Here is a 23569-nt window from a genome sequence, read left to right as displayed (position 1 = left end):
GGGATAATCATGCAAGAAGCGATCGCCCGGACATGGCTATCGCCGCGTCTCGCGGCATCCGGCGGCTTCGGCTTCCTCGACCGAGCAGAACCAGCGGGTGCCCTTGCTGATCTTCATCTTGATCTGAGCGTACCAGCGGCTGGTCGGCTGGTGAAAGATGCATTCGCCGGCGCTGTTGACGTTGCCCTTGATGGTGCAATCCGGCGAGGGCGCGACGGGGCCCGACGCCGAGGCGAGCAGGATCGCATGCGCTCCTTCGGGCGGCTTGGTGGCGCCGAGGATCGCGGTCTTCTTGTTGCGCACGCGCCAGTCCCAGGGGGCGATGAAGGCGCCCTGCCACATGCCGGCCTTGGCTTCGCGCGCGACCGCTTCGTCGGCTTCATAGTCGTGGGAGATGCGGGTGAAGGCCAGCGCCCAGCCACTCCGCACCAGCCATTTCTGAATGTCCTCGCCGTCGACCTCGCAGCGCGCCACGGTGCGGCCGCGCCGGTCGATCGATTTCGCATGGCAGACCCAGTTCTTGCCCTCGGCGTATTTGGCGAGCTCCTCGCGCGCTGCCAGGCCGCAGGTCCAGCGCTCGCCCTTGGTGTTGAGGCAGAGCTGGTCGGTCGACGGCGCGTCGATGCCGCCGAGACGGATGCGGGTGTTGCCGATCTGGACGGAATCGCCGTCGCGGACCTTTGCCGTGCCGGTGATATCGGCAGCCTGCGCCAGCGACGGCAAGGCGAGGAGGATAATCAAGCCAAGAAATGTTCGCGACATGCCGGTCCGCGTCTGATGAAAATCCCGATAAGCCCAGCAATTGTGGTCGGTATTTGGCCGCCGGGCCAGCACCTGCCCAACTTATGGGCTTTCAACTTCCTGTCATCGCAGGGGCGATTAGCGAATAGGGAATGGCGCATGGGGAGGTCATCCCATTCGCTATTCGCCATTCACCATTCGCCGCCTGGCCACCGCCAGCCCCATCAGCACGAAGGCCGACGTCACCTCCGGCCCGCCAACCAGGATCCGCGTCGGGGTCTTCATCTTGTTCCATTCATAGGCGCGGAACGGGCCGCGGCGGCCGCCTTCGCCGAGAACTCTGACGATGCAGTTCAGCGCCGGCGCGAAGGTCTTGGGATCGGCGCCGAGATGACCGAGCGCGATCAAGGCGAGCGCCGCGTCGAATGCGTTCATCTCGGCGACGAGCATCTCGCCCTGGACATAGCCGAGCACGCGGGCGCGGATGAAATCGAAGGCGCCGTCGGGATCGATCGCGGCCTGGGCCGCCAGCGGCAGTGACAGGAAGGCGGCATAGCAGCGGCCGAAATAGGCGCTGTAGAGCTCGGGCAGATAATAGATGTGCGAGCGCGGATTGGCGAAGGCGCCGCTCGCCGCCAGCCGCTTCTGGAAGGCGACGATGCGATGCACGGTGGCAAGCCGCGCCGGCGTCTCCAGAATTTTCCAGCGCTTGAGATTGCGGAAGGACACTTCGAGGATGTCGAGGTTCAGCGTCGGATCGAGATCGTTGCCGTAGGGCCGCTCGCCAGCGAGATTGTCGATCCAGGTGGCGACGCCGCCTTCGTAATCGATGTTGTCGTTGAGCGGCACGGTGACGCGCGGCTCGTTGACGCCCTCGCGCACCTGGTAGCCGGCGTAGAAATCGAGCAGCGGTTGGGCGAGGATCGGATCCTCACTGCCTGCCTGCGTCGCAGCCGAGAACGAGCACGCCGTGGTGTCGCAGTCCGGCACGTAGACGCCGAAGCCCAGGTCCTGCTTGATCTGCGCAAAGAAGCGCGAGAAGCGCGGATGCGGCGCCGGCGCCAGCGCAGTGATGACGTCGAAGCGCGCGCCGTCCGCACCCTTCACTTCCTCGCGGCTGATGTTGATGCAGAAATCGACCATGTCGGCGATCGCGGCTTGCGCGGCCTTGGCGTCGGCGGGCGAGGCGAGGCCGGTCTCGCCATAGGCGAGCAGCGCCTCGATGAAGAAGGCGTCGTAATAGGCCGAGCGGTGACGGATCTGCACCGGCTCCCACATCGGCTCGGCGATGCCCCGCCAGGGCGGATTGATGATGGCGCCTGCGCTCGAGCGCGCGACGAAGATACGCGCCAGGTTGAACAGCAGCGAGGAGTTCTTGTAGCCGCGCGAGTTCAGGCCGGTCAGCGCCATGATCAGCTCGCGACCGCGCAGGTCGGGATCGCCGATCAGGTTGAACGCGGCATAGGTCGGCAGGAAGCCGTTCTGGCGGTAGCTGCGCAGCAGATGATGCGCGCAGTCGCGAATCACGTTGTCGATCTCGGCCAGCGCCGGCCCCGCACCGTTGAACGGCATTGGTGGCGGCTTGGGATGGTCGAGCGCGATGGTGTCGAGGAGGTCGGCGACGGGACGGCCGACCGCCTCCCAGTCGGGCTCGGCATCGTCGCGGGCACGGGTCAGCGCCGCGCGCAGCCGGGTGAGCCTCGCCTCATCGCGCAGGTCGGGCAGGCCGGCGCGGCGGAGCAGCGCCCGCAGGGCCGGATTGCCGAGCGCAGTCTTGTAGAACTTTGCCAGATGCGGATCGCCGGTGGCCGGGCCCGCCAGCACGGGATCGCAGACGTCATAAAGCGAGGGGCCGTCCTTCCGTGCCGTCAGGGCGCGGAAGGCGTGCCCGGCGAAATAATGAAAGCTCATGAATTACCTGGTCGCGCGGGGCCTTGCCGGGGTTCACGGCGCGTCGTCCCGGCAGCGCGCCTGTGTTTCCGCAAGTATTTGAAAAGTGTCACGAATTCGCGTGGAACACAAATGTGACCGATGTCACAGAAAAAGTCGGGACGGGAACTGCTTGTTCGGCCCTGAAAAGGGGCCGAAAGGATGAAAAAAGGCCCATCTGCGGCGTCAGCAATTAACCAGTATATTCAGTGGTTTAGCTAAAAAGAAGGGCAATCTATTGCCCCGGGGGCGATATCCGGTTAAGGGTTTGTTTGGTGCGGCGCCGCAAATTGCGCGCAATTCGGGGACACATCCCCGGCCAATCCCTCAAACCTAAAGACGCCATCGCGCTACTCAAACAGGTACGCGCGTTGCGATGGCTCCTGACAGGAATGAACCGAGATGAATGTAAGGCAGCTCGACATTTCCCGACGTACCATCGCGGTCGCCGCCGCTCTGATCGGCACGGTGTCGCTGGCGATCGGCGCCCACGCTGCCCTGAACATGCGCGCCCTCGATGCCGCCAAGGCGGTCTCGACCGCTGAGGTGACCGGTTCCGTCGGCCACACCTCGCGCCTCGCCCTCGTCATCGGCAATGGTCATTATCCCGACGCCAATGCGCCGCTGTCGCAGTCGATCAACGACGCGCGCGCGCTGTCGTCCTCGCTGCGCAGGGGCGGCTTCGACGTCGACATGGTGGAGGACGCCAGCAAGGACGACATGGTCCGCGCCGTCAACCGCCTGAAGTCGAAGATCACACGCGACAGCGTCGTCATGCTGTTCTTCGGCGGCTACGGCGTGCAGGCCGGCCGCGAGAGCTACATGCTGCCGGTCGACGCCGTGATCTGGAAGGAAAGCGACGTCCGCCGCCAGGGCGTCTCGATCGAGAGCGTGCTCGAGATGATGAAGGAGCAGGGTGCCAAGGCCAAGCTCGTCGTCGTCGATGCCTCGCGCCGCAACCCCTATGAGCGCCGCTTCCGCTCCTACAGCCACGGGCTGGCGCCGATCAGCGCGCCCGACAACGCGCTGATCCTCTCCTCCGCTTCCCCCGGCAAGGTCGCCGACGACGGCAAGGGCGATCACAGCGTGCTGGTCAGCGAACTTCTGAACAACCTCAATGCGCAGGGCAGCGCCGAAAGCGTCTTCAACAAGACCCGCGTCGCCATCTCCCGCGCCTCCGAAGGCGACCAGGTCCCGACCGTGTCGTCCTCGCTCCTGGAAGACGTCCAGTTCGACCAGGCCGGCGGCTAGTCCTTCATATCCACCAAAGTCTCCAGCAAAGTCTCGTGCCCCGGACGCGGCGCATCATGAAATGATGCGCTGCTGAGCCGGGGCCCATGCCTTTTTGCGGAGTCTTCGAAAGAGATGGGTCCCGGCTCAGCCCAGCAGCGTTGCACGCTGCAGTGCGTCCGGGACAAGAACCCTTCTTAAGCGTTACTTCGTCTCCGCGCTCGCCATCACGGGGCGTACCGGGTCGCCTTCGCGCAACAGCGCGCCGGCGCGGGCGACGACGATGTCGCCTTCGTTGACGCCGTCGCGGATCTCGATATTGCCGCCGGACATCAGCCCGATCTCGACGCGCTTGGTCTCGACGCGGTTGCGGCGGATGATCTGCACCACGGTGCCGGCGGGGCTGTACTGCACGGCGGTCAGCGGGACCGCGATATTGCAGCTCTGCCCGGTCTTGATCAGCGCGCGCCCGCTGGAATTCACCAGCAGCCGCCGCGGCGTCGAGATGCCGATATAGACCATGCCCTGCTGGACGTTCGGCTCGACCGTCGGCCCGATCTTGCGCACCTTGCCATCGATGTCGCCGGCACCCGCGATGCGCACGGTCGCCGGCTGGTTCACCGCGAGCTTCTTGATGTCGGCGGTGGCGACGAGGCCGACGAGGTCATATTCGCTGCGCGCCACGATCGAGAACAGCGCTTCGCCGCGCGCCGAGGCCGGCGCGCCGATCTGCGCCGTCGAAGCCGAGATCATGCCTGCAACCGGCGCCGTCACCTGGACTGTGCCGCCTTCGGGCAAGGCCAGCCGCGCCAGCACCTGGCCGGCGGTGATGGTGTCGCCGGCTTCCGCCAGGACCTCCGTCACCTTCAATCCGGGACGCTCGGGCCGCACCGAGGTTTCCTCGCGTGCGATGATCGTGCCGCTCGCTTCCACGATGTCGGAGAAACAGGACTTTGCCGCCTTCAGCACCGTGACGGCCGGTCCCTTGGGCGCCTCCTCATCGGCGGCGCGGGCCGGGAGGGGGCCAAGAAAAAGGCCAAGCCCCAATGCGGCGGCGACGGCCACGGGAAACAGGGTCTTGTTGGACATGCGGGTGCAATGACGCATCGGACTAATCCACGGGATCAAACGCTTCACTCGATAGCAGATGGCGGGGGCACAGACCATGGCGCCCCCGGTGCCCAGGCAGGAGCAAATGCCGCAGGCGCGTCCACGGCAAGCCCTTGATTAGTCGCGAGATTGAAGATCAGGTTCGGCGCCTGGTGCCATCCGTCAGCCGCGGCGTTCGCCGAGCAGCCTGCCCGTGGTGCGATTGATCAGGTGCAGGCGCGCACACGCCGGACACATGACCGAGTCGTGCGTATCCTTGGCATCCGTCGGCTCGGCCATGAGCCGATGCTGAACGTTCATGCCGGTCTGCGGGCATTTGAAGACAATATGACGATCCATTGCGTGCCGGAGTATGACGGCAGCGAGCCGCGACCGAAACTACGGATGATTGCGTAGGTCGGTCGCGGCTCCCGCACACTTACGGCAGCGTGACGAACTCCACCCAGTTCGGCTTCTTGCCGGTCGGATAGGACTTCAGCTTGGTTAACGCGCCGCTGGCCTGGTCGATCGCGTAGACCGACATGCCGTCGGACAATTCGCCGACGGCGGCGAGATAGCGGCTGGTGGGATCGATGTTGAAGCCGCGCGGCTGCTTCTCGGTCGGCACGGTACCAACCGTGGCGAGCTTGCCGCTTGCCGGATCGATCTTGTAGGCGGTCAGCGTGTTGGTGGTCCGCTCCGAGGCGTAGAGGAAGCGGCCGTCGGGCGCGACGTGGATGTCGGCGGCCCAGGGTTTGCCGGTGAAGCCTTCGGGCAGCGCGGTGGTCCGCTGGATCTCGCTCCACCCGCCGGTCTTGGCGTCATAGCTGAACGCGGCGACGTCGCCGTTCAGCTCGTGGATGAGATAGACGTATTTGCCGTTGGGGTGGAAAACGAAGTGCCGGGGACCTGATTTCTCGGGCACCTTGTGGACCGGCGGATCGCTCGGCGTCAGCTCGCCGGTGGCGGCGTTGAATGCAAAGGCCAGCACCTGGTCGGAGCCGAGATTGGTCGCAAACGCAAAGCGGTTGTCGGGCGAGGGGATGAAGGCATGCGCATTCAGTCCCGTCGGGATGACCTGCTTGGGCTCGCCGACGACGCCGGTATCGAGCAGCGGATTGAGCGCGACCTTGTTGCCGCCATAGGAGGCGCTGAGCACGAACTTGCCGGTACGGTCGGTCATGACATACGCCATGCTGTCGGCGAGCGGCCCGTTGCCGATGTGCTTGAGCGTGCCGGTCTTCTGATCGATGGCAAAGCTCACGGCCGAGAACGGCTGCGAGCGCACGCCGGCGATCAGCACGCGGTGATCGGGCGTCACTGCCAGCGGCGTCGAGGAGCCTGGCTTCTCGATGCCTGCGAAAGGCGCGGTCTGCACCGGGCTCATCTCGCCCTTGTCGTCGATGCGGAAGACCGAGATGTCGTTGCTGTCGGCATTGCCGACATAGGCAAATGTGTCGGCCATGCCGGCGCTTGCTCCAAGGTGGGTGGCGAGGACGACGGCGCATGCCGCAAGCGGCAGTTGCAGGGCAGTACGGCGGGTCGGTCGGGACATCAGGCTTCCTCCAGCTTTCCAAAATCGCCCTTGCCGTCCGGCATGGCTTCTCTTGGTTGCCGGCGAGGATACAGGCCTCCCTGCCATTCCGCCAAAATCCAGTTTGGATCGATCGATGTCGAAATTGTATCGATTGGGCGCCGCAAAGCCGGCCAGCCTAAATTTCCGCCACGCCCAAAAACCAGCCGGCGCGATGAAGACGTGGTGGCAAAGCATCGCACCGATCAAACCGACCGGAGGCCGCCGCCGACCAACAAGTGACAGTTCGGCAAGATATTGGCTCCAAGATGCTGGTCGAAGAGTTGGTGCAAGAATTGGTGCAAGAATTGGTTCTTGGGTGCGCCGACACGCCGCAGCAGAAGAGGAACGGCATCGTCGCCCGGCTGTTCTAGAATTGCTGCTTGCGGCGGGAGGCTTTTGCGGAGGCTGACGTGTTTTGGATTTATTGGGACACCGCCTGGTCGATCATCATCAGCGGCATCATGTTCGCGACCATCGTCGCGCATCCCGATGCCGAGTTCGCGGAAGTGCGCGGGGCCGAACGCTCCTGAAGGTCCGCCCTGGGTCCGGGGCGTGTCCTCCGTAGTTCTGCGGAGTTTGCCCTTCCGCGCGCCTTCATCCGATGCGACGGCCTTTGCCGGTATCGAGGTGAACCAAATCTTAGGAGCGCGACGGTAATTTTCTGCATCTTTTTTAGAGGATGCGGCCCCGCAATGAAATTGTTCGGCAATCCCTCCATACGTTCGGTTCTCGGCGCCATCATCGGCATCCTCGGCCTGTTTCTGATCGCCCAGCTCGCGACCGGGCTCTATGGCGCCGTCGAGCGCAACGCCGCGGCGCAGAAGCTCGATCGTTATGCCGGCACCGACCAGCAGCTGTTTGCGACCCTGCTCGGCTTTCGCCTGGAGCGTGGCACCTTCCTGTCGGCGCTGCTCGCGGAGGGGCCGGCCAACGCCAATGCCGACAATCGCATCGCCACCAACCGGCAATTGTCGGAAGCCGCCTATAAGAGCGTGCTCGAGCGTCTCGAGGGCGTGACCGATTCCCGTCTCGCCAGTGCCCTGAGCAGGCTGGTCGCGATCCATGACACACTCGTGCCACTTCGGCCCAAGGCGGAAGCTGCCATCCACCAGCCGAAATCCAGTCGTGACGCCAAGGTCGCCGACGATTTCCGCAAGACCGCCCAGGATTATCTCGACGGCATTCTGGCGTTGACGGGCGAGCTCGAGAATGCGCTGAAGCTCGGCGATCCCGTGGTCGATCACCTCCTGGGGGTGAAGCAGTCGGCCTGGGCGGCGCGCAATTTCGGCGGCCTGGTCGCGATCCGCCTGGAAGCCGCGGCGGCCAGCGCAAAACCCTGGAGCGCCGCCGACATGGTCGGCGCCGCCGAGGATACCGGCCGTGCCAAGCAGGCCTGGAGCCAGGTGCTGGATGCAGCCGGCCGCGCTGACGCGCCCGCCAGCCTCACCGATGTGGTCGCGCGCTCGAAGCAGGGCGAAGCCGCGGCCATGGTCGAGCGCCAGCAGGGTTTCATCAAGGCGCTGAGCAACAACCAGACGATCGACATCAAGATCGAGGATCTCTCCAAGCTCAACACCGCCATCCTCAACTCCAGCGTCGAGGCTGGTCAGGTCGCGCTTGCCGAGATGGTCGCGCGTGCCGGGCAGCAGATGGCCTCGGCGAAGTGGAGCCTGGTGTTCAACGGCGCGATGATGCTGGTCGCGCTCGCCATCACCGTGTTCGGCTTCATCCTCGTCAACCGCCGCGTCAGCGTCCCGATCCGGAAATTGACCTCGTTCGCTTGCCGAGCGCGACTATGCGATCGAGCTCGCCGGCATCGAGCGTGGCGACGAGATCGGCGAGATGTCGCGTGCGGTGTCCGTCTTCAGGGAGAACATGATCACGGGTGATCGCCTCGCCGAGGAGCAGGCGGCCGAGCAGGGCCGGAAGGAGCGGCGCCAGCTTGCCGTCGAGCGGCTGATCGGAGAGTTCGAGAAGACCGTGACGGAATCGCTGCATACGCTCGCCTCGGCGTCCGGCGAGCTGAACGCCACCGCGCAGTCGATGTCGTCGACCGCCGAGCAGGGCTCGTCGAAAGCGGCCTCCGTTGCGTCCCTGTCGGGCGACGCGTCGTCCAATGTGCAGACGGTTGCCGCCGCCACGGAAGAGCTGTCGGCCTCGATCGCCGAGATCAGCCGCCAGGTTGCGGAATCCTCGAGCATTGCCGGGGCTGCTGCGGCGGAAGCCGATCGCACCAATGGCGAGGTGCAGGCGCTCGCGGACGCCGCCCAACGCATCGGCGATGTCGTCGAACTGATCACGGGCATTGCCGAACAGACCAACCTGCTGGCGCTCAACGCCACCATCGAGGCCGCGCGCGCCGGCGAAGCGGGCCGCGGCTTTGCCGTGGTCGCAGCCGAGGTGAAGAATCTCGCCACGCAAACCGCGAAGGCGACCGAGGAGATCACCGGCCAGGTTGCCGCTATCCAGGGCGCGACGCGCTCGTCCGTGACCGCGATCCAGTCGATCGGCACCACCATCCAGCGCGTCAACGAGATCGCGGCCGCGATCGCCGCTGCCGTCGAGGAGCAGGGCGCCGCCACACGTAAGATCGCCCGCAACGTGCAGCAGGCCTCCCAGGGCACCACGGAGGTTTCACGTCACATCTCCGGCGTCTCGCAGGCTGCCGGCCAGACGGGTGCGGCCGCCGGCGAGGTGCTCGATTCCGCCAAGATGCTGTCGCGCCTGTCGGACGATCTGAAGCGCGAGGTCGACCGCTTCGTCGAAGATCTCAGGGCGGCGTAGCTCGACTCCGCTCCGCTCTCTGTGCCCCGGATGCTGCGCAGCGCGCCGCCCTTCGCGGCGTGATGGGTTGCTGATCCTGGGCCCACACCGAACTGCAACGCTAGGTCCCGGTTCAGCAGCGCATCGTTGCACGCTGCGCTGCTGAACCGGGACACGAGAGTCCCAACTCCTCACGTCATGCTGCCAGGCATGAAGCAGCGGATCAGCGTGCGGCCGTTGACGTAGTACGGCCAGACCATGGTGCGACCGGCGCGGTTCGGCTCGGTGATGACGGTGTCGTCGGGCACCTCGACCCACATACCCTCAAGACGAACGCGGTAATGGCCGTCCCTCGTGTCCCAGTCGGCATCGGCTACCGCGGTGCCGTCGGCATCCGCGCAGCACGGTCCGCCGCCTTTGCTGTGCAGGCTTTCGAACCAGCCTTTGAGGGGGGAATTCGCAAACCGGCCGTCGTCGCGGCCTTGTGCGGGGGCGCAGATCAGAGCAAGCGCCGCAACGAGAGGGAGTAATCGATAGCCGACAGACATCCTTTCGCCTCTTGAGTTTCGCACGCAAAAAACCGTCCGGCCCCGAAGGCCCGGTGCGCACGTGATGCAGTTTCCGCTGACACCCACCGGCCGGATTGTTCCGCCATCAGCGATTGCGACAACCCGCGGGTTGAAGGTTTGATCCTATTTGGGAACGCGTACCATTGCGGCCCTATCGGTCAGAAGCTGTGACCGATTGCGGATGATCGAATTGCCAGCTTGATGCGCGCGCGAATTGAGCGCAGTTTGCGGGCGTGATTTGTCGTGAAGGGCTGTAAGGGGCGTTGGGATTCATGGTGATCGCATCGAAGGCGACAGTTGCCGTTTGCTCGCTCCTGCTGGTTGCGGCCGGCGGTGCCGCGATCGTCGTCGGCACTGGCGGGCTGTGGCAGGCGTTGCGCGGCGGGCCCGAGGTCAAGGTCGCCGACGGCAAGGCCAAGGTCGAATCCAAGCCGGAAGCCGGGACGGCGCTCGCCGCGCCGCCCACATTCCTGCCGCCGGGCGCGCCGTCCGTCGCACCGTCAGCGGCGCCCAGCAATGACGTCGCCACTGCCCTCGGCAAAGCCCAGACCGCGCTTGCCGATCTGCCGACGCCAACGGCTCCGTCGCCGGCCGCTAGCGAGGAGACCGGGCCGCGTTTCGATGTCGCCCGCGTCGATGAGGACGGCGAGGCGGTGATTGCCGGCCGCGCCGCGCCGGGCGCACGCGTCGAACTGCTACGCGATGGCGAGAGCCATGCTTCCGCGGTCGCCGACGCATCCGGCCTCTTCGTGATGACGCCGCCAAAGTTGCCGCCGGGCAGTTACAAGCTCAGCCTGCAATCGACGGCGCCGGACGGGAGCGTTTCGAAATCGAGAACCGACGTCCCCGTGACGCTGAACGCCATGGCCCAGCCGCCGCGCGCTGCACAAGCGCGAACCGATGTCGCCAAGGTTGCGAAAGAAACGCCCGCCAAAGAAACTTCCAAGGAATCGTCCAAGGAAACGTCTGCCAAGGATGACAGCTCGGCCGCGCCGCCGAGCACCGCACAATCCGTTTTGGCGCTCGCCACCGCACCGCCCGTCGAGAAGGGTCCGTTGCGCTCGAAGGGGGAGTCGACGGGTTCGATTACCTCGAGCCGCATCGTCATCCGGGGCGACAGCCTCTGGCAGATCAGCCGCCGCGCCTACGGCGACGGCCTCAGCTACGCCCTGATCTACAACGCCAATCGCGACAAGATCCACAACCCCGACCGGATCTATCCCGGCCAGACATTCGTCTTGCCGCGCAAGGCAAGGTGAGGGTTCTCGATCCCGCAAATTGCAGGGTGGGTGACCTGAGCGCGGGAACTTTCTGTTCCACCGCGCGTCATTGACGTTGTGACGAGATGCGGCTTGACGCAGGGACTTGACGCAGGGACTTGGCGCGGACGAGGGAGCCAAGGTGACCATCATGTCGAAATCCCGCCTAGGAATTGCGGCCGCCGGAATCGCGCTGGTCACTCTTGCGATGCTGCCTGACGTGGCCGAGGCCGGCTTCGGCCTGCGGATCGGCGGTCCTCTCGGCGTCGCGCGCTTCGCGATGGGCCGGATGCTCGGCGTTGCCGGCATCCGCCACATGCGCATGGCCTCGCGGCACGGCCGTGTCCGGATGGCCGCGCTGCGCCCGCAGGATCTCCGCTCTGCCGCGGACGCCGTGCGCCCGACCGTTCGGGCCCAGCTCACGGCGGTTGCGGCGCTCGCCGGCTGGCGCGGCGGCCGCGCCGAGCAGGGCTGGTGGCAGCACGCCGACGGCACCTATGGCTGGGTCGGCCCGCTGTTCTGGCCGTTCGCCGATGACGACATCACCGACTTCACCATGCGCGGCGATGGCACCGCACTGTGGGCCTATGGCTATGGCGATATCTATGCCGCGATCTTCGCGCCCTATGCCCAGACCGAGCTCGCCGCCTATACGGCGCCCGGCCGCCGTCACCGCAGGGTCCCCGAGCTCCAACAGCTCTGCGACACCGGTGATGCCGTAGGCCTTCCGATCGATGCGATCCTGCGCACGGTGCAGCCGAACGAAGTTCAGCGCGCCGGCCTCGACGAGCTCGTCAGCGCCTGGGGCGCTGCGGGTGCGACCATCCGCGGCTCCTGCCCGACCGAGGCGGCCGCCAATGCGCTCGATCGCTTCGCGCTGATGCAGCGTCGCCTCGAGGCGATGATCAACGCGGTGGATGCGGTCGCGCCGCGGCTTGCAAAATTCTACGGCCTGCTCGACGACGAGCAGAAGTCGCGCCTCAACGCGCTCGGCAAGGACAGTCGCGCGAATGCTGCCGAGACCAAGCGCAAGGAGATGCAGGCCGCAGCCTGCAAGGCGCCCGCTGAGCCGCAGAGCGATGAGCAGGCCCAGCGCCAGTACGAGCAGCTCGTCAAGCAGCAATGGCCGGCGGACGACATCGCGACCGCTCTTCGCCTCGACGACACCAAGCGCGCCGCACTGGAGGTGCTGCAAGACACCACGATGGGCACCATGGAAGCCTTGCTCCCCTGTCCGCCGCAGAACCTGCGCACCCCGCAAGCCCGCCTCCAGGCCGTGAAAGCGCGGTTGGATAGCATGCTCGAGGCGGTGAAGAGCGTCGGCGATGCGCTCGACGATTTCGAGTGGGGCCTCACCGACGAGCAGAAGGCGCAGTTCGAGGCGATGGGGCTGAAGCGGGGCGTGTGAGCGGCGAAGAGCGGTGTGCGGTGCCTGCGCGCTAACCGCACGCCCAGTCGAACTTCATCTCCTTGAAATCGAGCTGCGCATTGCCGCCGCCGAAATTGTAGCCGCCGAAATATTCCTCGAACTCGACGTAGAACGGGCTCATCTCCGGCACCGCCTGGCAAGGCCGCATGGTGCCGCCGAGATGGTTCGGCGCGTGGTCCCTGCTCCAATCGTGCAGGCGGAAATTGTCGCGGCTCACAACGCCGCCCGCATAGTAGTAATAGGGCTGATAGCCGGTCGGCGGTCCGTGTTTGACATGCTTGTCCTGCGGGCTCTTGGCGGCGTTGGGATCGCTTGAGCGCGGCGTCAGCGCGATCGCGCGGTTCTCGGCGAGATCGGCACGGGGAGTGCTCGCCAGCATCTTCTTGGCGTAAGCCGGCGCGGATTCGTGAAAGGCGCTCGCGCCGCCGACATCGAGCCAGCGCGGCGGTTCCGCGGTCGCGAGCGCAAGCGGCACGGGCGGAGCCGCGAAGGCGCCGGCATATTCGCGCGCCGTCAGCAGCAGCGCGGCATATTCGTAATCGAGGATGTCGGTCATGCGTGAAAGCCGCGGATGCGCGGGCCGCGCCATCACCGCCTCGCGGATTGGAGCATCATCAACAGCGCCGCCGTCATTGTGTTCAGGGCTTGTGGCAAAGAACGACACCGCGACGATGTCCTCGCCATGCACGCGATAGTCCGGCGGCAACGGCATGGTGAAGCCGTGCATCAGCGGATAGCCGGAGACGGGATCGAGCGGCCATTGTTCGCTCGTGATGCCCGGCGGCAGGCCGAACACCCAGCCGCTATCGCTCTGCCGGTCGACGGGACGATCCAGCATCTGCAAATCATACGCGCGCGAAGGCGGGGCAAACGTCACGGTCGTCTCCATGCAAACTTGAGCCTCGTCGCTGAGGCGATGGTTAGTCGTGAGAAGGAGGGATGTGGTTCGTGGGAGGGGTGGCGGAAATCTCATAGTGCCACTGCGGAAGGTGGTGCACCGATCTCAGCCGTCGTCCTGGCGAAAGCCAGGACCCATAACCACAGGGAGAAATTTGGCGAAGACTATTCGTTCGGTACTACGACCATCCGCGATTGATAGATTCCGCGGTATGGGTCCTGGCTTTCGCCAGGACGACGCTGGGGCATGTCCTTGCGCTCCTCACGGCTGAAGGAGCCGCAATAGCTCACATCCTGCGCCGCGCCGCCGATGCATCCACGACGTTGTCGACTTCCTCGCGCCAGCTCAAGATCTCCATTGCGAGCACGGGATGATTGAAGCCCTTGAGCTGGAGATCGTCGAGCGGGCGGGCTTCAACCCAGGGCTCGACGATGCCATAAACGCGCCGCGCCACCACGACCTGGCCGGCCGTGGCCTCGTCGCATAGCCGCGAGGCGAGATTGGTGACGCTGCCGATCGCGGCATATTCCAGGCGCTGCTCGAAGCCGATCTGGCCGAGCGTGGCATAGCCGAGCGCGACGCCGACGCCGAAGCCGAGCGAATGGCCGCGGTTCTTCCACTTCTCGGTCAGCTTGCCGATCGTATCGCGCATCTCGACGGCCATCTTCACCGCGCGCTTGGTATGGTCGGCAAATTGGATCGGCGCATTGAACAGGATCATCACGCCGTCGCCGGCAAAGCGGTCGAGCGTGCCCTCGTAGCGGTGGATCAATTCGCCGAGCGCTGCGTGATATTCGCGCAGCACGTTCATTGCCTCTTCCGGCTCGGTCGCCTCGGTGAACGAGGTGAAGCCGCGCAGGTCGCAGAACACGACGGTGACCTCGCGGCGGTGGCTGTCGAGCAGCGCATCGTGGCCGTCGGAGGAGGCGATGAGCTGCGCGACCTGCGGGGCGAGGAAGCGCTCGAGGCGCTTGATGCGTCCGATCTCCCCGAGCTGCTTCTCGACGCGCTCTTCCAGCGAGCGGTTCCAGTTGCGGAGCTGCTCGGTCTGCTCCTGCAACTTTGCCGCCTGCTGCTGCACGGTCTCATGAGCGGCCGCAAGCTCGCGGCCCTTGTGGTCGACCTCGGTGAACAGGCGCGCATTGCGCATCGCCAGCACCGCCTGATGCGCGAAGGTGCGCATCAATCCGGTGAGGCTGCTTGCGAACTCGCCGCTCGCCCGGCGCAGCACCACCAGCGAGCCGAGCGTGCCCTGCTGGTCGACCAGGGGCACCACGAGCACGGAATGGAAGCCGGCGTTGAGGGCGACGTCGCGCAATGGCTGCCTGGTCGCCTCATCGAGATCGGGAAGCGCGATCGGCTCGCCGCTCCGCGCGGCTTCGCCGAGCGGGCTCGCGCCCTCGTCGATGGTGATGTGCGCGCCTTCGGCCGACTTGTCGATGCCGTTGGCCTCGACCAGGTTGAACTGGTGCTTGTCGGCATCGTAACCGTAGATCAAGACTGCGTCGGCCTGGCTGATCTCGAGCGCGCGGGCGGCAATCGTCGGCAAGACAGCATCGAGATCGAGCGAGGAGGCGACGGCGCGGCCGACTTCTTCGAGGACCTTAAGCTCGTTGATGGACTGCGCGAGGTCACGCGTGCGCGCTTCGACCTTGGTCTCCAGGCTCGAATAGGTCTCCTGGAGCTGGTTCGCCATGCTGTTGAACTGATTTGCCAGTCCCTCCAGCTCATCGGAGGTGCGCACGTCGATGCGGTGGCTGAAATCGCCCTCGCCGAGCCGGTGCGCGCCGGCGCTGAGCGCGGTGATTGGGATCAGCATGCGACGCGCCAGAAGCGTGCCGGCGAGGATCGCGACCAGCAGGCCCATACCGATCAGGAGTCCGACCCGCACCAGCTGGTCGCGGATCGGCGTCAGCGCCTGCGCAGTCGGCTGCTCGAACAGCACCGTCCAGCCGAGCTTTGGCACCTCGCTTGTGGCCGTCAGCACCGCATGGCCGTTGAAGTCGGCGCCGGAGGACGCGCCGTCGCGGTCGGAGGCGATCGCGGCTGCGACCTGCGGCAGCTTCGAAAGATCGGCGGCGACTTCCGGCCCCTTCGACGACGCTGCCAGCACTCTGCCATGCGGGTCGACCACATAGGCAAACGCAACCTTCCCGACCTGGGCGTCGGACAGGAAGTCGGCGAGGAAGCCGAGGTCGACCTCGGCCAGCGTGACGCCGGGCTTGAAGCCGGAATGCGCGACCGAGATCGAAATGAACGGCTCCTGGTCGACGAAATGAGCTGGCGTGTAACTGGTGCCGCGGGCGACGGCGTCGGTGAAGCGCGTGTCGCGCGCGTAGTCCGTGCTGCTGCCGCTGGAGACCGCGGCGCGCGAGACGCGCTGCACCACCTTGCCCTCGCCGTCGAGCTGGGTGAGCCGGCTTACGGCCGAGACCTGGTTCAGGAGCTGGACATAGTCGGCGCGGCGCTTCTCGATGGTGTCCTGCGAGGCGCGCGTCACCCAGCTGATCTGGCGCTCGAGATCGGACATCGATTGCTCGATACGCTTGGAGACGGCTTGCGCTTTCTCCTCGAGGCCATCGGTCAGACTTGTCCTGGTGGCGCGATAAGAGATCCAGGTCTCCATCGCGCCGTTGACCGCGAGCACGAACACGACGAGGCCGACGAGGGAGACGACATATTTGGCGAACAGGCCCTCGCGGAAAAACCAGGTCTTGTCTCTCGCTCCCGCCATCCAGATCCTCACGCGCCACGGCCGATGCAGGGGCTGCCCGCCGTTCTAGCACAGTTCCGCCTGCACAACCGCCCAGGCTTGCCGGATATGGGCTAAGGCGCTGGCCGAACAGGAGATTAATTGTCGCTGCAAACCCAGCCCTTTCGGTTCCCTCTCCAGGGAGGGTAGCCCGGAAAAGACTATTCGAGGGACACGCGCCGCCGCAAAAATCACCGGTTAAACAGCTGGCGCAGCACGTCATTCATCGGCTGGCTATTTTGCTGCTCGGCGGACGGGTTGTCCTGGGCCGGCGGAGCGGGCGAGGCTTGCGGTGCCGGTTGGGTGGGCGATCCCGGCAGGCTCCGGCTGCGGCCGGTGCTGGTTCCGGGGGCGCCGCCGGACAGGCCCTGCTGGATCAGATTGCCGATCGCCTCGCCCAGCGACCCGCCGAGCGGATTGTTTTGCGACGGCTGTCCTTGCGGATTGGCGCTGCCGGCGTTGTTTCCGTTTGGTGCAGTGCCGCCGAGACCGAGACTGCCCAGGATGTTGCCGAGGCTGGCGCCATCGGGGCCGAACAGGCCCTTGCCCATCTCGCGCAGCTTTGCGTAGGCAGCCTCCGGATTGTCGAGCACGCCCGCCATGTCCGGATAGATCTTTGGCTGCGACCAGGGGCCCTCGATCATCACGGGAATGCCGAAGCCGACGGGATCGGAGGTGCGGCCCTGGCCCTCGGTGGTCATCACCAGTTTCGGCTCGACGCGAAAACCCATCATCTTGGTGTCGAGCGCGATGGTGCCGGCGCCGGTCACGCGCACCAGCGGGCCGACGAGATTGAGATCGGTCGTCACCGCCTGCCCATTGTCGATGCGGAAGGAGGCGGAGAGCTGCGTCAGATCCGTGCTCTGCTCCTGGCTGTCCTGCCAGCCTGACAGTGTGGACGTGGTCAGCGAGCGGATCATCTGCGCGACATTGATGCCGCGTATGGCGCCGTCCTGGAAATTGGCGAACACCGTGCCCTGCATGTTGGCCATCAGGGCGCGCTGGCTGGTGCCTGCAGAGCGCACCGCGATCTTCGCTTGCAGCTTGCCGTCGAGCCGGTCGAAATCGGCGAGCCCCTTGAGCAACGGCAATGCGCGCACGCCGACCAGATCGGAATGCATGGCAAAGCTCGGCGCGCCGCTGGTCGCATCCAAAATCACCTCGCCGGAGACCTGGCCGCCATAGGCGCCGAGATTGGCCGTACCGGCCTTCAGCACGCCGCCCGCGAGCTTTGCATCGAGCGCGAGAGGTGCGAAACGCGCTTCGCCGATGTTGGCCTCGGTCGCCGAGACCCGCATCTGCGCGTCGACATAGTTGAGTCCGGAGACGCTGATCGGCGCGTCGCTCCAGGGCTGACCGGCGGCGCCGTCGGCGGATTTCGACAGGGGAATGTCGAGCCGCTGGAAGTCGAGATCGAGCTTGACCAGCGGCTTGCTGGCGATGTCGACCGAGGCCCAACCGTTGAAAGCGCCCTCGCCGAGCGTGCCGTTGATGCTATTGATCATCACGACCGAGTTGTTCAGCCGCGCCTCGGCGTGGCCGCTGAGCTGCGATTGCAGCAGGCTCGGCGCGTCGATGGCGAAGTCGAGCGGGATCGTCTGTCGCTCGACCGGCGCCGCAGGCGCCACTGCCTTGATGTCAAACTTGATGTCGTGATCGCCGGCCCGCGCCGTGCCCTTGAAATTGACCTTGCTATCGGCATTCACGGTCGCGTCCGCGTTGATCGCGCTGAGCCGGCTTTCGACACGGTCACGCGCGACCGAAAACGCCACTTCGCCGTCTGTGATGGTGACGTGCTTGATGCTGAACCCGCCTGCGTCAAGCGGCACGGCCGGCTTCGGTGCGGAAGCACTCGTCGGCATGCGCTCGCGCAGCAGCGGCTGGTAGAGCACGGGGTGGGTGACGAGGAGATCGGAGATCCTCGGATGCCCCGACCACACGCTCGCCAGCGACATGTCGGCCTGAACGCTGTCGATGGTGAGGCGGCTGATGCCGGTGCGGTCCTTCGGATCCTGGAGCGTGAGGTCGCTCAGCGTCACGTTCAGTGTCGGCCACAGGCTGACCTTCGTGGTGCCCGCGATCGTCAGGCGGTAGCCGGTCGCGCTTTCCACCCGCGAGGTGATCGCCGAGGTCAGGAACCCGGAGGGGACACCGATCACCAGCAGAAGCGCGATGACGATGGTGAGGGCGGCGACCGCAGCGCCGGCGAATTTCACTGCTCTCATGTCGACTTTCCAAACGGTTGGCGGCGTCGAACCCGGCCGGGCCCGCTCACCCGTCAGTTGCCCGTCAGTTTATCCCGGGAGGGGAAACCGCTCCAAGCGGCCAAAAATAAACAAGGGGTGCTGCAAAATTATGTGACTTATGACACACTTCTCTCCGCGGGTTTTCCGCGACTCTGATGTTTGATGGTTCCAAGGGAATTGCCAAGGGGGGATTACCAAGGTCCTGCAAAGGAAATTGCAATGAGCAAACAGGCCGAATTTGCGGTCATTCTGAAAATGAATCCGATGTTCGTCGACCTCGGTGCAGACGAACTGCAGCGCTTGTCCAATCTCTGCCACACCCAGCATCTGGCGAATGGCGAAGTGCTGTTCCAGAAGGGGGACCCCGGCGATGCACTGTTCGGCGTCCGCCGCGGTCAGGTCCGCATTGAAACCGGCTCCTCCGACGGCAGCCGGCTGACGCTGAATTTCATGGGGCCGGGAGACCTGTTCGGCGAGGTCGCCGTGCTCGACGGCCAGAACCGCACGGCGGATGCGACCGCGGGCGAGGCCAGCGAGCTGTTCGTGCTGCGACGCGAGGACTTCCTCTCCTTCCTGGAACGCGAGCCGAAGGTCGCGATCAAGATCATCACGCTGCTGTGCCAGCGCATCCGCTGGCAGAGCGAGCGCATGGAAGAGTCCATGCTCCAGCCCCTGCCGGTGCGGCTTGCCCGCAGGCTTTGCGCACTGGCGGCCGATTTCGGTTCGGAGGTGCATATCTCGCAGGAGCAGCTCGGCGTCTTCGTCGGCGCCGCCCGCGAAAGCGTCAACCGTCAGCTCCAGGCCTGGCGCAAGGAAGCGATCCTGGACCTGCAGCGCGGTCGGATTCTGCTGAAGAACATGTCCAAGCTGACGTCGATTGCGAGGAATGAATAGGAGAAGGTAAATCCTACTCCGCCGCCGGGTGCACGATGCTCTTTGGCACCGGTGTTGCTTCAGCAGGTGCAGCCGTAACCGTCGGCGCACCATGGTGCTCGTCGGCGTCGGTATCGGCGCTGTGCACGATCAGCCGCTTGCCGAAGCGCCAGATCAGCGCGCCGATGTCATCCATCACCATGAACATCGCGGGCACGAAGACCAGCGACAGCACGGTCGAGAAGATCAGGCCGCCGATCACCGCAAGTGCCATCGGCGAGCGGAACTCGCCGCCGGCGCCGACCGCGAGTGCGCTCGGCATCATGCCGGCGACCATCGCGATCGTGGTCATCACGATCGGGCGGGCGCGCTTCATGCCGGCGTCGATCATGGCTTCGTCACGCGGCTTGCCTGCGCGGATTGCTTCGATCGCAAACTCGACCAGCATGATCGCGTTCTTGGTCACGATGCCCATCAGCATCAAAATGCCGATCCACACCGGCGTTGTGAGTTGCTTGCCGGTCACGAGCAGTGCCGCGATCGCGCCGCCGATCGAGAGCGGCAGCGAGAACAGGATGGTGATCGGCTGGAGGAAGGTGCCGAACAACAGCACCAGCACGGCATAGACCATCAGCAGGCCGGCGGTGATTGCAGTGGCAAAACCGTCCGACAGCTCGTTCAGGCTTTCGGCGTCGCCGGACGGGCTGACCCTCACGCCCTTCGGCAGGCTCTTCATCACCGGCAGCTCGTAGATCTTCCTGGTGGCATCGCCGAGCGCAGCGTGGCCGACGAGGTCGGCGGCTACGGTCGCCTGGCGTTCCCGGTCGTAGCGGTTGATGGTGGTCGGACCCTGGTCGAGCTTGACGTCGGCGATGACCGAGAGCGGTACGCCGCCCTTCTCGCCGTGCTCGCCGAGCGGCACCCGCAACTGTTCGAGGGTTTTCAAATTGCCGCGCGCGGCGTCCTCGAGCTGAACGCGGATCGGCACCAGACGGTCGCCGACGTCGAACTTCGCGAGCGCAGGTCCCACGTCGCCGATGGTCGCGACGCGGATGGTCTGCGACAGGATTTCGGTCGAGACGCCCAGTCGAGCCGCAAGCTCGGCGCGGGGCTCGATGCGCAGCTCGGGCCGCTCGAGCGCGGTTTCCGAGATCACGTCGGAGATGGTCGGGATCCGCTTCATCTGCGTCGCAAGCTCGCTCGCGACGTTGTTGACGATGTTGGCGTCGACGCCGGTGACGACCAGCGAGATTGCGCGCAGGCCGTTCTCGTCGAGGAACCAGAAGCGGATGTCCGGGATGTTTTCCAGCTCCCGGCCGATCGAAAACTCGAGCTCGCGCTGGGTGATCTTGCGGTCGTGCTTCGGCGTATAGTTGATGATCAGGGAGGCGCGCCGGACTTCCTGCGTGCCCGGCGGGACGCGGCCGCCGTCGACGAACACGCTCTTCACCTCGGGCCGCTTGCGCAGCTGCGCGACGATGTCCTCGGTTACCTTTTCGGTATAGGAGAGCTGGGTGCCCGGCGGCAGCTCGATCGCGAGCAGCGATCGTGCGCTGTCCTGCGCCGGCAGGAAGCCCTGCGGCAACAGCGTGATGCTCCAGATCGAGGCGGCGAAGATGCCGAAGCCGATCAGCACGGTGATGAAATAGTGCTTCACCGACCACGCCACGATCTTGTGGTAAGTGCGCAGCACGCGGCCGGGTGGCGGCTCCTCGTGATTGTGATGCTTGAGGAAATAGGCCGCCAGCATCGGGGTGACGAAGCGCGCGGCGAGCAGCGAGAAGAACACCTGCACCGAGACGGTGATGCCGAACTGCTTGAAGAACTGCCCGGCGATACCGGACATGAAGCTGGCGGGCGCAAAGATCGCGATGATCGTCAGCGAGATCGCGATGACCGCGAGCCCGATCTCGTCGGCGGCTTCCAGTGCGGCACGATAGGGCGATTTGCCCATGTTCATGTGCCGCACGATGTTCTCGATTTCGACGATGGCGTCGTCGACCAAGATGCCGGTCGACAGCGTGATGGCGAGGAAGCTGACGAGGTTGAGCGAGAAGCCGAGCAGGTCCATCGCCCAGAAGGCCGGGAAGATCGACAGCGGCAGCGAGATCGCGGCGATGATGGTGGCACGCAGGTCGCGCAGGAACAGCAGCACGATGATGACGGCAAGGATCGCGCCCTCGAAAAGGGTCGAGATCGCGGCCTCGTAGTTGCCCTTGGTGTATTCGACCGAGGTGTCGATCAGCTTCAGGTCGACGTCGGGATAGGCGATCTTGAGCGCATCGATGCGCTTCTGCACGGCGGCGGCGACCACCACGTCGCTGGCGCCCTTCGAGCGCTTGATGCCGAGGGCGACCACCGGCTCGCCGTTGAAGCGGGCGAAGGTGCGGCGATCGGCGATGGTGTCGGTGACAGTGCCGAGATCGTCGAGCCGGACCTCGCCGCCACCGAACAGCGGGATCATGGTGCCGGCCAGATCGCTCAGCGTCTTGGCGCCGGCCAGTGTCCGGATCGCCTGGTCGTTCTTGCCGATCTCGGCGCGGCCGCCGGCGACGTCGACATTGGTGCCGCGCAGGCTCTGGCTGACATTGACGGCGGTGAGGCCCATGGCCTGGAGCCGGTCAGGATCGAGCGAGACCAGAATCTCGCGCTCGACACCGCCGATGCGCTCGACCTGGGCGACGCCGCGCACGCCCTGCAGCGCGCGCTTGACCACGTCGTCGACGAAATAGGAGAGCTGTTCCGGCGTCTTGCCGGGCGAGATCGCGGCATAGGTGACGATCGGCAGGCCGATGACGTCGACGCGCTGGATCAAGGGCTCGGTGACGTTCTGCGGCAGGTTGGAGCGCACCCGCGTCACCGCGTCCTTGACGTCGTTCAGCGCGCGGTCGGTATTGGTCTCGAGCGCGAACTGGATCGTGGTCACCGACAGGCCGTCGGTGATCTGCGAAGTGATGTGCCGCACGCCCTCGACGCCGGAGACTGCGTCTTCAACTGTCTTGGTGACCTGCGACTCAAGCTCCGCAGGCGCAGCACCGAACTGCGACACTGCGACCGAGATCACGGGGATGTCGGCCGAAGGCAATCGCGTCACCGCGAGCTTGGTGAAGGACACCCAGCCCAGGATCAGGAGGATGATGGAAAAGACGACCGACGGCAGCGGATTGCGGATCGACCATGCCGAGATATTGAGAGCCATCAGCGTACTCGCGATCGATCGAGTTCATCGGCGAAGACTGTCTTGATCTGGTCGCCGTCATGGAGCGAAGAGCCGGCGTCGGCCACGACGATTTCGCCGACGTCGAGACCTTCCAGGATTTCGGTTGCGGTGTCGGACGTCAGCCCGACCCGCACCCGTCGCGTCTCGACCGTGTTTCCTTTGACCACCTGGACGGTAAGATGGTCAATGGCAGTCTTGGGAACCGCAACGCCGCAGCTGCGCTTGGCGTCGATGGAGGCGCGGGCAAACATGCCGACCTTCAGTGACGGATTGTTGGCAACGCTGATCCGGACGCGGCCGAGCTGCGTGGCGCGGTCGATCTCGGGCGAGACCAGCCGGACGCGCCCGATCAGGTCGGGGGCATCGTCCCGGCTGATCCGCACCGTCGCGCCGGGATTGAGTTTTGGCATATGCACGGCCGGCACCTGCGCATCGAGTTCGATCTCGCCGCCCACGGCGATGCGGAACATCGGGCCGGCCTGCGGCGAGGCCGGAGCGCCGACGACGGTGCGGACTTCGGTGACGAGGCCTGCTGCGGGCGCCTTGAGCGAGATCGGTCCTTGCGGTCCCGGTCGCGCCGGCTGGCCCGGCATCTGCGGAGGCGGGCTCAGCCGCGCCAGTTCCTGGTTCTCGGTGACGGTGGCACCTTCGGCGACGAAGAGGTCGGTGACGCGCGATCCTTCCTGGTCGGCGGTCACCACGGCCTCGCGGCGCGGCACGAAGAAGCCGGTCACGCGCACCAGATCGGAGAAGCAGGCATTGGTCGATTTCGTCACGACCACCACGGCGTCTCCGGGTGTTTCCTTTACCTCCAGGCGATGGCGGTTCTCGAACCAGTAATAACCGACGCCGAGCGCGACGATGAACAGTGCGGTTCCCGCAGGCTTGATATATTCGGTGATGTTCATCGCCGGATCATCCTGCCTGGCTCACGGCCCGCGAGCTCGCGGCCGCTATTGAAAGAGTTTCCCCGAAACGAAGCTGCGTCCCGCAGG

At 65.5% G+C, this 23569-nt stretch carries 17 protein-coding genes; 7 read left to right on the top strand and 10 right to left on the bottom strand.

From position 1 onward, the window contains the following. Positions 1–36: 36 nt before the first annotated feature. Together Q2941_RS08925 and Q2941_RS08920 are read right to left on the bottom strand one after the other, a co-directional pair. Positions 37–762, bottom strand: a complete 726-nt coding sequence (locus Q2941_RS08925; RefSeq protein ID WP_458192236.1) for a thermonuclease family protein — start codon at positions 760–762, stop codon at positions 37–39. Between the two features lie 159 nt (positions 763–921). After that, the gene (locus Q2941_RS08920; protein ID WP_458192235.1) at positions 922–2652 is read right to left on the bottom strand and encodes a hypothetical protein; all 1731 of its coding nucleotides are present in this window, start codon (positions 2650–2652) and stop codon (positions 922–924) included. 420 nt (positions 2653–3072) lie between these two features. On the opposite strand from Q2941_RS08920, the gene Q2941_RS08915 reads away from it, so the two are divergent. Continuing rightward, positions 3073–3921 carry a caspase family protein gene (locus tag Q2941_RS08915; RefSeq protein ID WP_027526378.1) on the top strand — a complete coding sequence of 283 codons (849 nt, stop codon included), beginning with the start codon at positions 3073–3075 and terminating at the stop codon, positions 3919–3921. Positions 3922–4104: 183 nt separating this feature from the next. Here Q2941_RS08915 and Q2941_RS08910 read toward each other — a convergent pair whose 3' ends face one another. Then, positions 4105–5007, bottom strand: coding sequence for an efflux RND transporter periplasmic adaptor subunit (locus Q2941_RS08910; protein WP_198031876.1), 903 nt, complete (start codon positions 5005–5007; stop codon positions 4105–4107). A gap of 132 nt (positions 5008–5139) precedes the next feature. On the opposite strand from Q2941_RS08910, the gene Q2941_RS08905 reads away from it, so the two are divergent. Beyond that, positions 5140–5406, top strand: a complete 267-nt coding sequence (locus Q2941_RS08905) for a hypothetical protein (RefSeq protein ID WP_156944656.1) — start codon at positions 5140–5142, stop codon at positions 5404–5406. Positions 5407–5428: 22 nt separating this feature from the next. Here Q2941_RS08905 and Q2941_RS08900 read toward each other — a convergent pair whose 3' ends face one another. After that, positions 5429–6544, bottom strand: a complete 1116-nt coding sequence (locus Q2941_RS08900) for a lactonase family protein (RefSeq protein WP_027526376.1) — start codon at positions 6542–6544, stop codon at positions 5429–5431. 713 nt (positions 6545–7257) lie between these two features. Between Q2941_RS08900 and Q2941_RS08895 the strand changes: the two genes are divergently transcribed. Together Q2941_RS08895 and Q2941_RS08890 are read left to right on the top strand one after the other, a co-directional pair. Further along, positions 7258–8454, top strand: a complete 1197-nt coding sequence (locus Q2941_RS08895; protein WP_458192234.1) for a hypothetical protein — start codon at positions 7258–7260, stop codon at positions 8452–8454. After that, entirely contained in the window at positions 8408–9349 is a 942-nt protein-coding gene (locus Q2941_RS08890; RefSeq protein ID WP_458192233.1) for a methyl-accepting chemotaxis protein, read from the top strand. The genes Q2941_RS08895 and Q2941_RS08890 overlap by 47 nt, the downstream gene beginning before the upstream one ends. Positions 9350–9519: 170 nt before the next feature. On the opposite strand, the gene Q2941_RS08885 is transcribed toward Q2941_RS08890, so the two are convergent. Beyond that, complete coding sequence (locus tag Q2941_RS08885; protein ID WP_027526374.1) at positions 9520–9876, bottom strand: hypothetical protein; 357 nt, start codon at positions 9874–9876, stop codon at positions 9520–9522. A 293-nt stretch (positions 9877–10169) separates the two neighbouring features. Here Q2941_RS08885 and Q2941_RS08880 point away from each other — a divergent pair, with 293 nt between their 5' ends. Further along, a complete protein-coding gene (locus tag Q2941_RS08880; protein WP_027526373.1) occupies positions 10170–11156 on the top strand; it encodes a LysM peptidoglycan-binding domain-containing protein in 987 nt (328 codons plus the stop codon). A gap of 151 nt (positions 11157–11307) precedes the next feature. Next, positions 11308–12564: a Spy/CpxP family protein refolding chaperone gene (locus tag Q2941_RS08875; protein WP_458192232.1), complete on the top strand. Its 1257-nt coding sequence runs from the start codon at positions 11308–11310 to the stop codon at positions 12562–12564. A 31-nt stretch (positions 12565–12595) separates the two neighbouring features. Here Q2941_RS08875 and Q2941_RS08870 read toward each other — a convergent pair whose 3' ends face one another. The 3 genes from Q2941_RS08870 to Q2941_RS08860 all read right to left on the bottom strand — a co-directional run bounded on the left by Q2941_RS08870 (position 12596) and on the right by Q2941_RS08860 (position 18460). Further along, positions 12596–13462, bottom strand: coding sequence for a hypothetical protein (locus tag Q2941_RS08870; protein ID WP_458192231.1), 867 nt, complete (start codon positions 13460–13462; stop codon positions 12596–12598). Positions 13463–13769: 307 nt separating this feature from the next. Beyond that, positions 13770–16217 (bottom strand): adenylate/guanylate cyclase domain-containing protein, encoded by a 2448-nt coding sequence (locus Q2941_RS08865; protein WP_458192230.1) that lies wholly within the window; start codon positions 16215–16217, stop codon positions 13770–13772. A 209-nt stretch (positions 16218–16426) separates the two neighbouring features. Continuing rightward, positions 16427–18460 (bottom strand): AsmA family protein, encoded by a 2034-nt coding sequence (locus Q2941_RS08860; RefSeq protein WP_458192229.1) that lies wholly within the window; start codon positions 18458–18460, stop codon positions 16427–16429. A 240-nt stretch (positions 18461–18700) separates the two neighbouring features. Between Q2941_RS08860 and Q2941_RS08855 the strand changes: the two genes are divergently transcribed. Beyond that, entirely contained in the window at positions 18701–19375 is a 675-nt protein-coding gene (locus Q2941_RS08855) for a Crp/Fnr family transcriptional regulator (protein ID WP_458192228.1), read from the top strand. A gap of 13 nt (positions 19376–19388) precedes the next feature. On the opposite strand, the gene Q2941_RS08850 is transcribed toward Q2941_RS08855, so the two are convergent. Beyond that, positions 19389–22553 carry an efflux RND transporter permease subunit gene (locus Q2941_RS08850; RefSeq protein WP_027526367.1) on the bottom strand — a complete coding sequence of 1055 codons (3165 nt, stop codon included), beginning with the start codon at positions 22551–22553 and terminating at the stop codon, positions 19389–19391. Continuing rightward, the gene (locus tag Q2941_RS08845) at positions 22553–23482 is read right to left on the bottom strand and encodes an efflux RND transporter periplasmic adaptor subunit (protein WP_027526366.1); all 930 of its coding nucleotides are present in this window, start codon (positions 23480–23482) and stop codon (positions 22553–22555) included. The genes Q2941_RS08850 and Q2941_RS08845 overlap by 1 nt, the downstream gene beginning before the upstream one ends. Positions 23483–23569: the final 87 nt, after the last annotated feature.

This window comes from Bradyrhizobium sp. UFLA05-153 (genome assembly GCF_054185185.1).
Note: the sequence above shows the minus strand (reverse complement) of the source record. Positions and strands in the feature narration are given on the sequence as shown.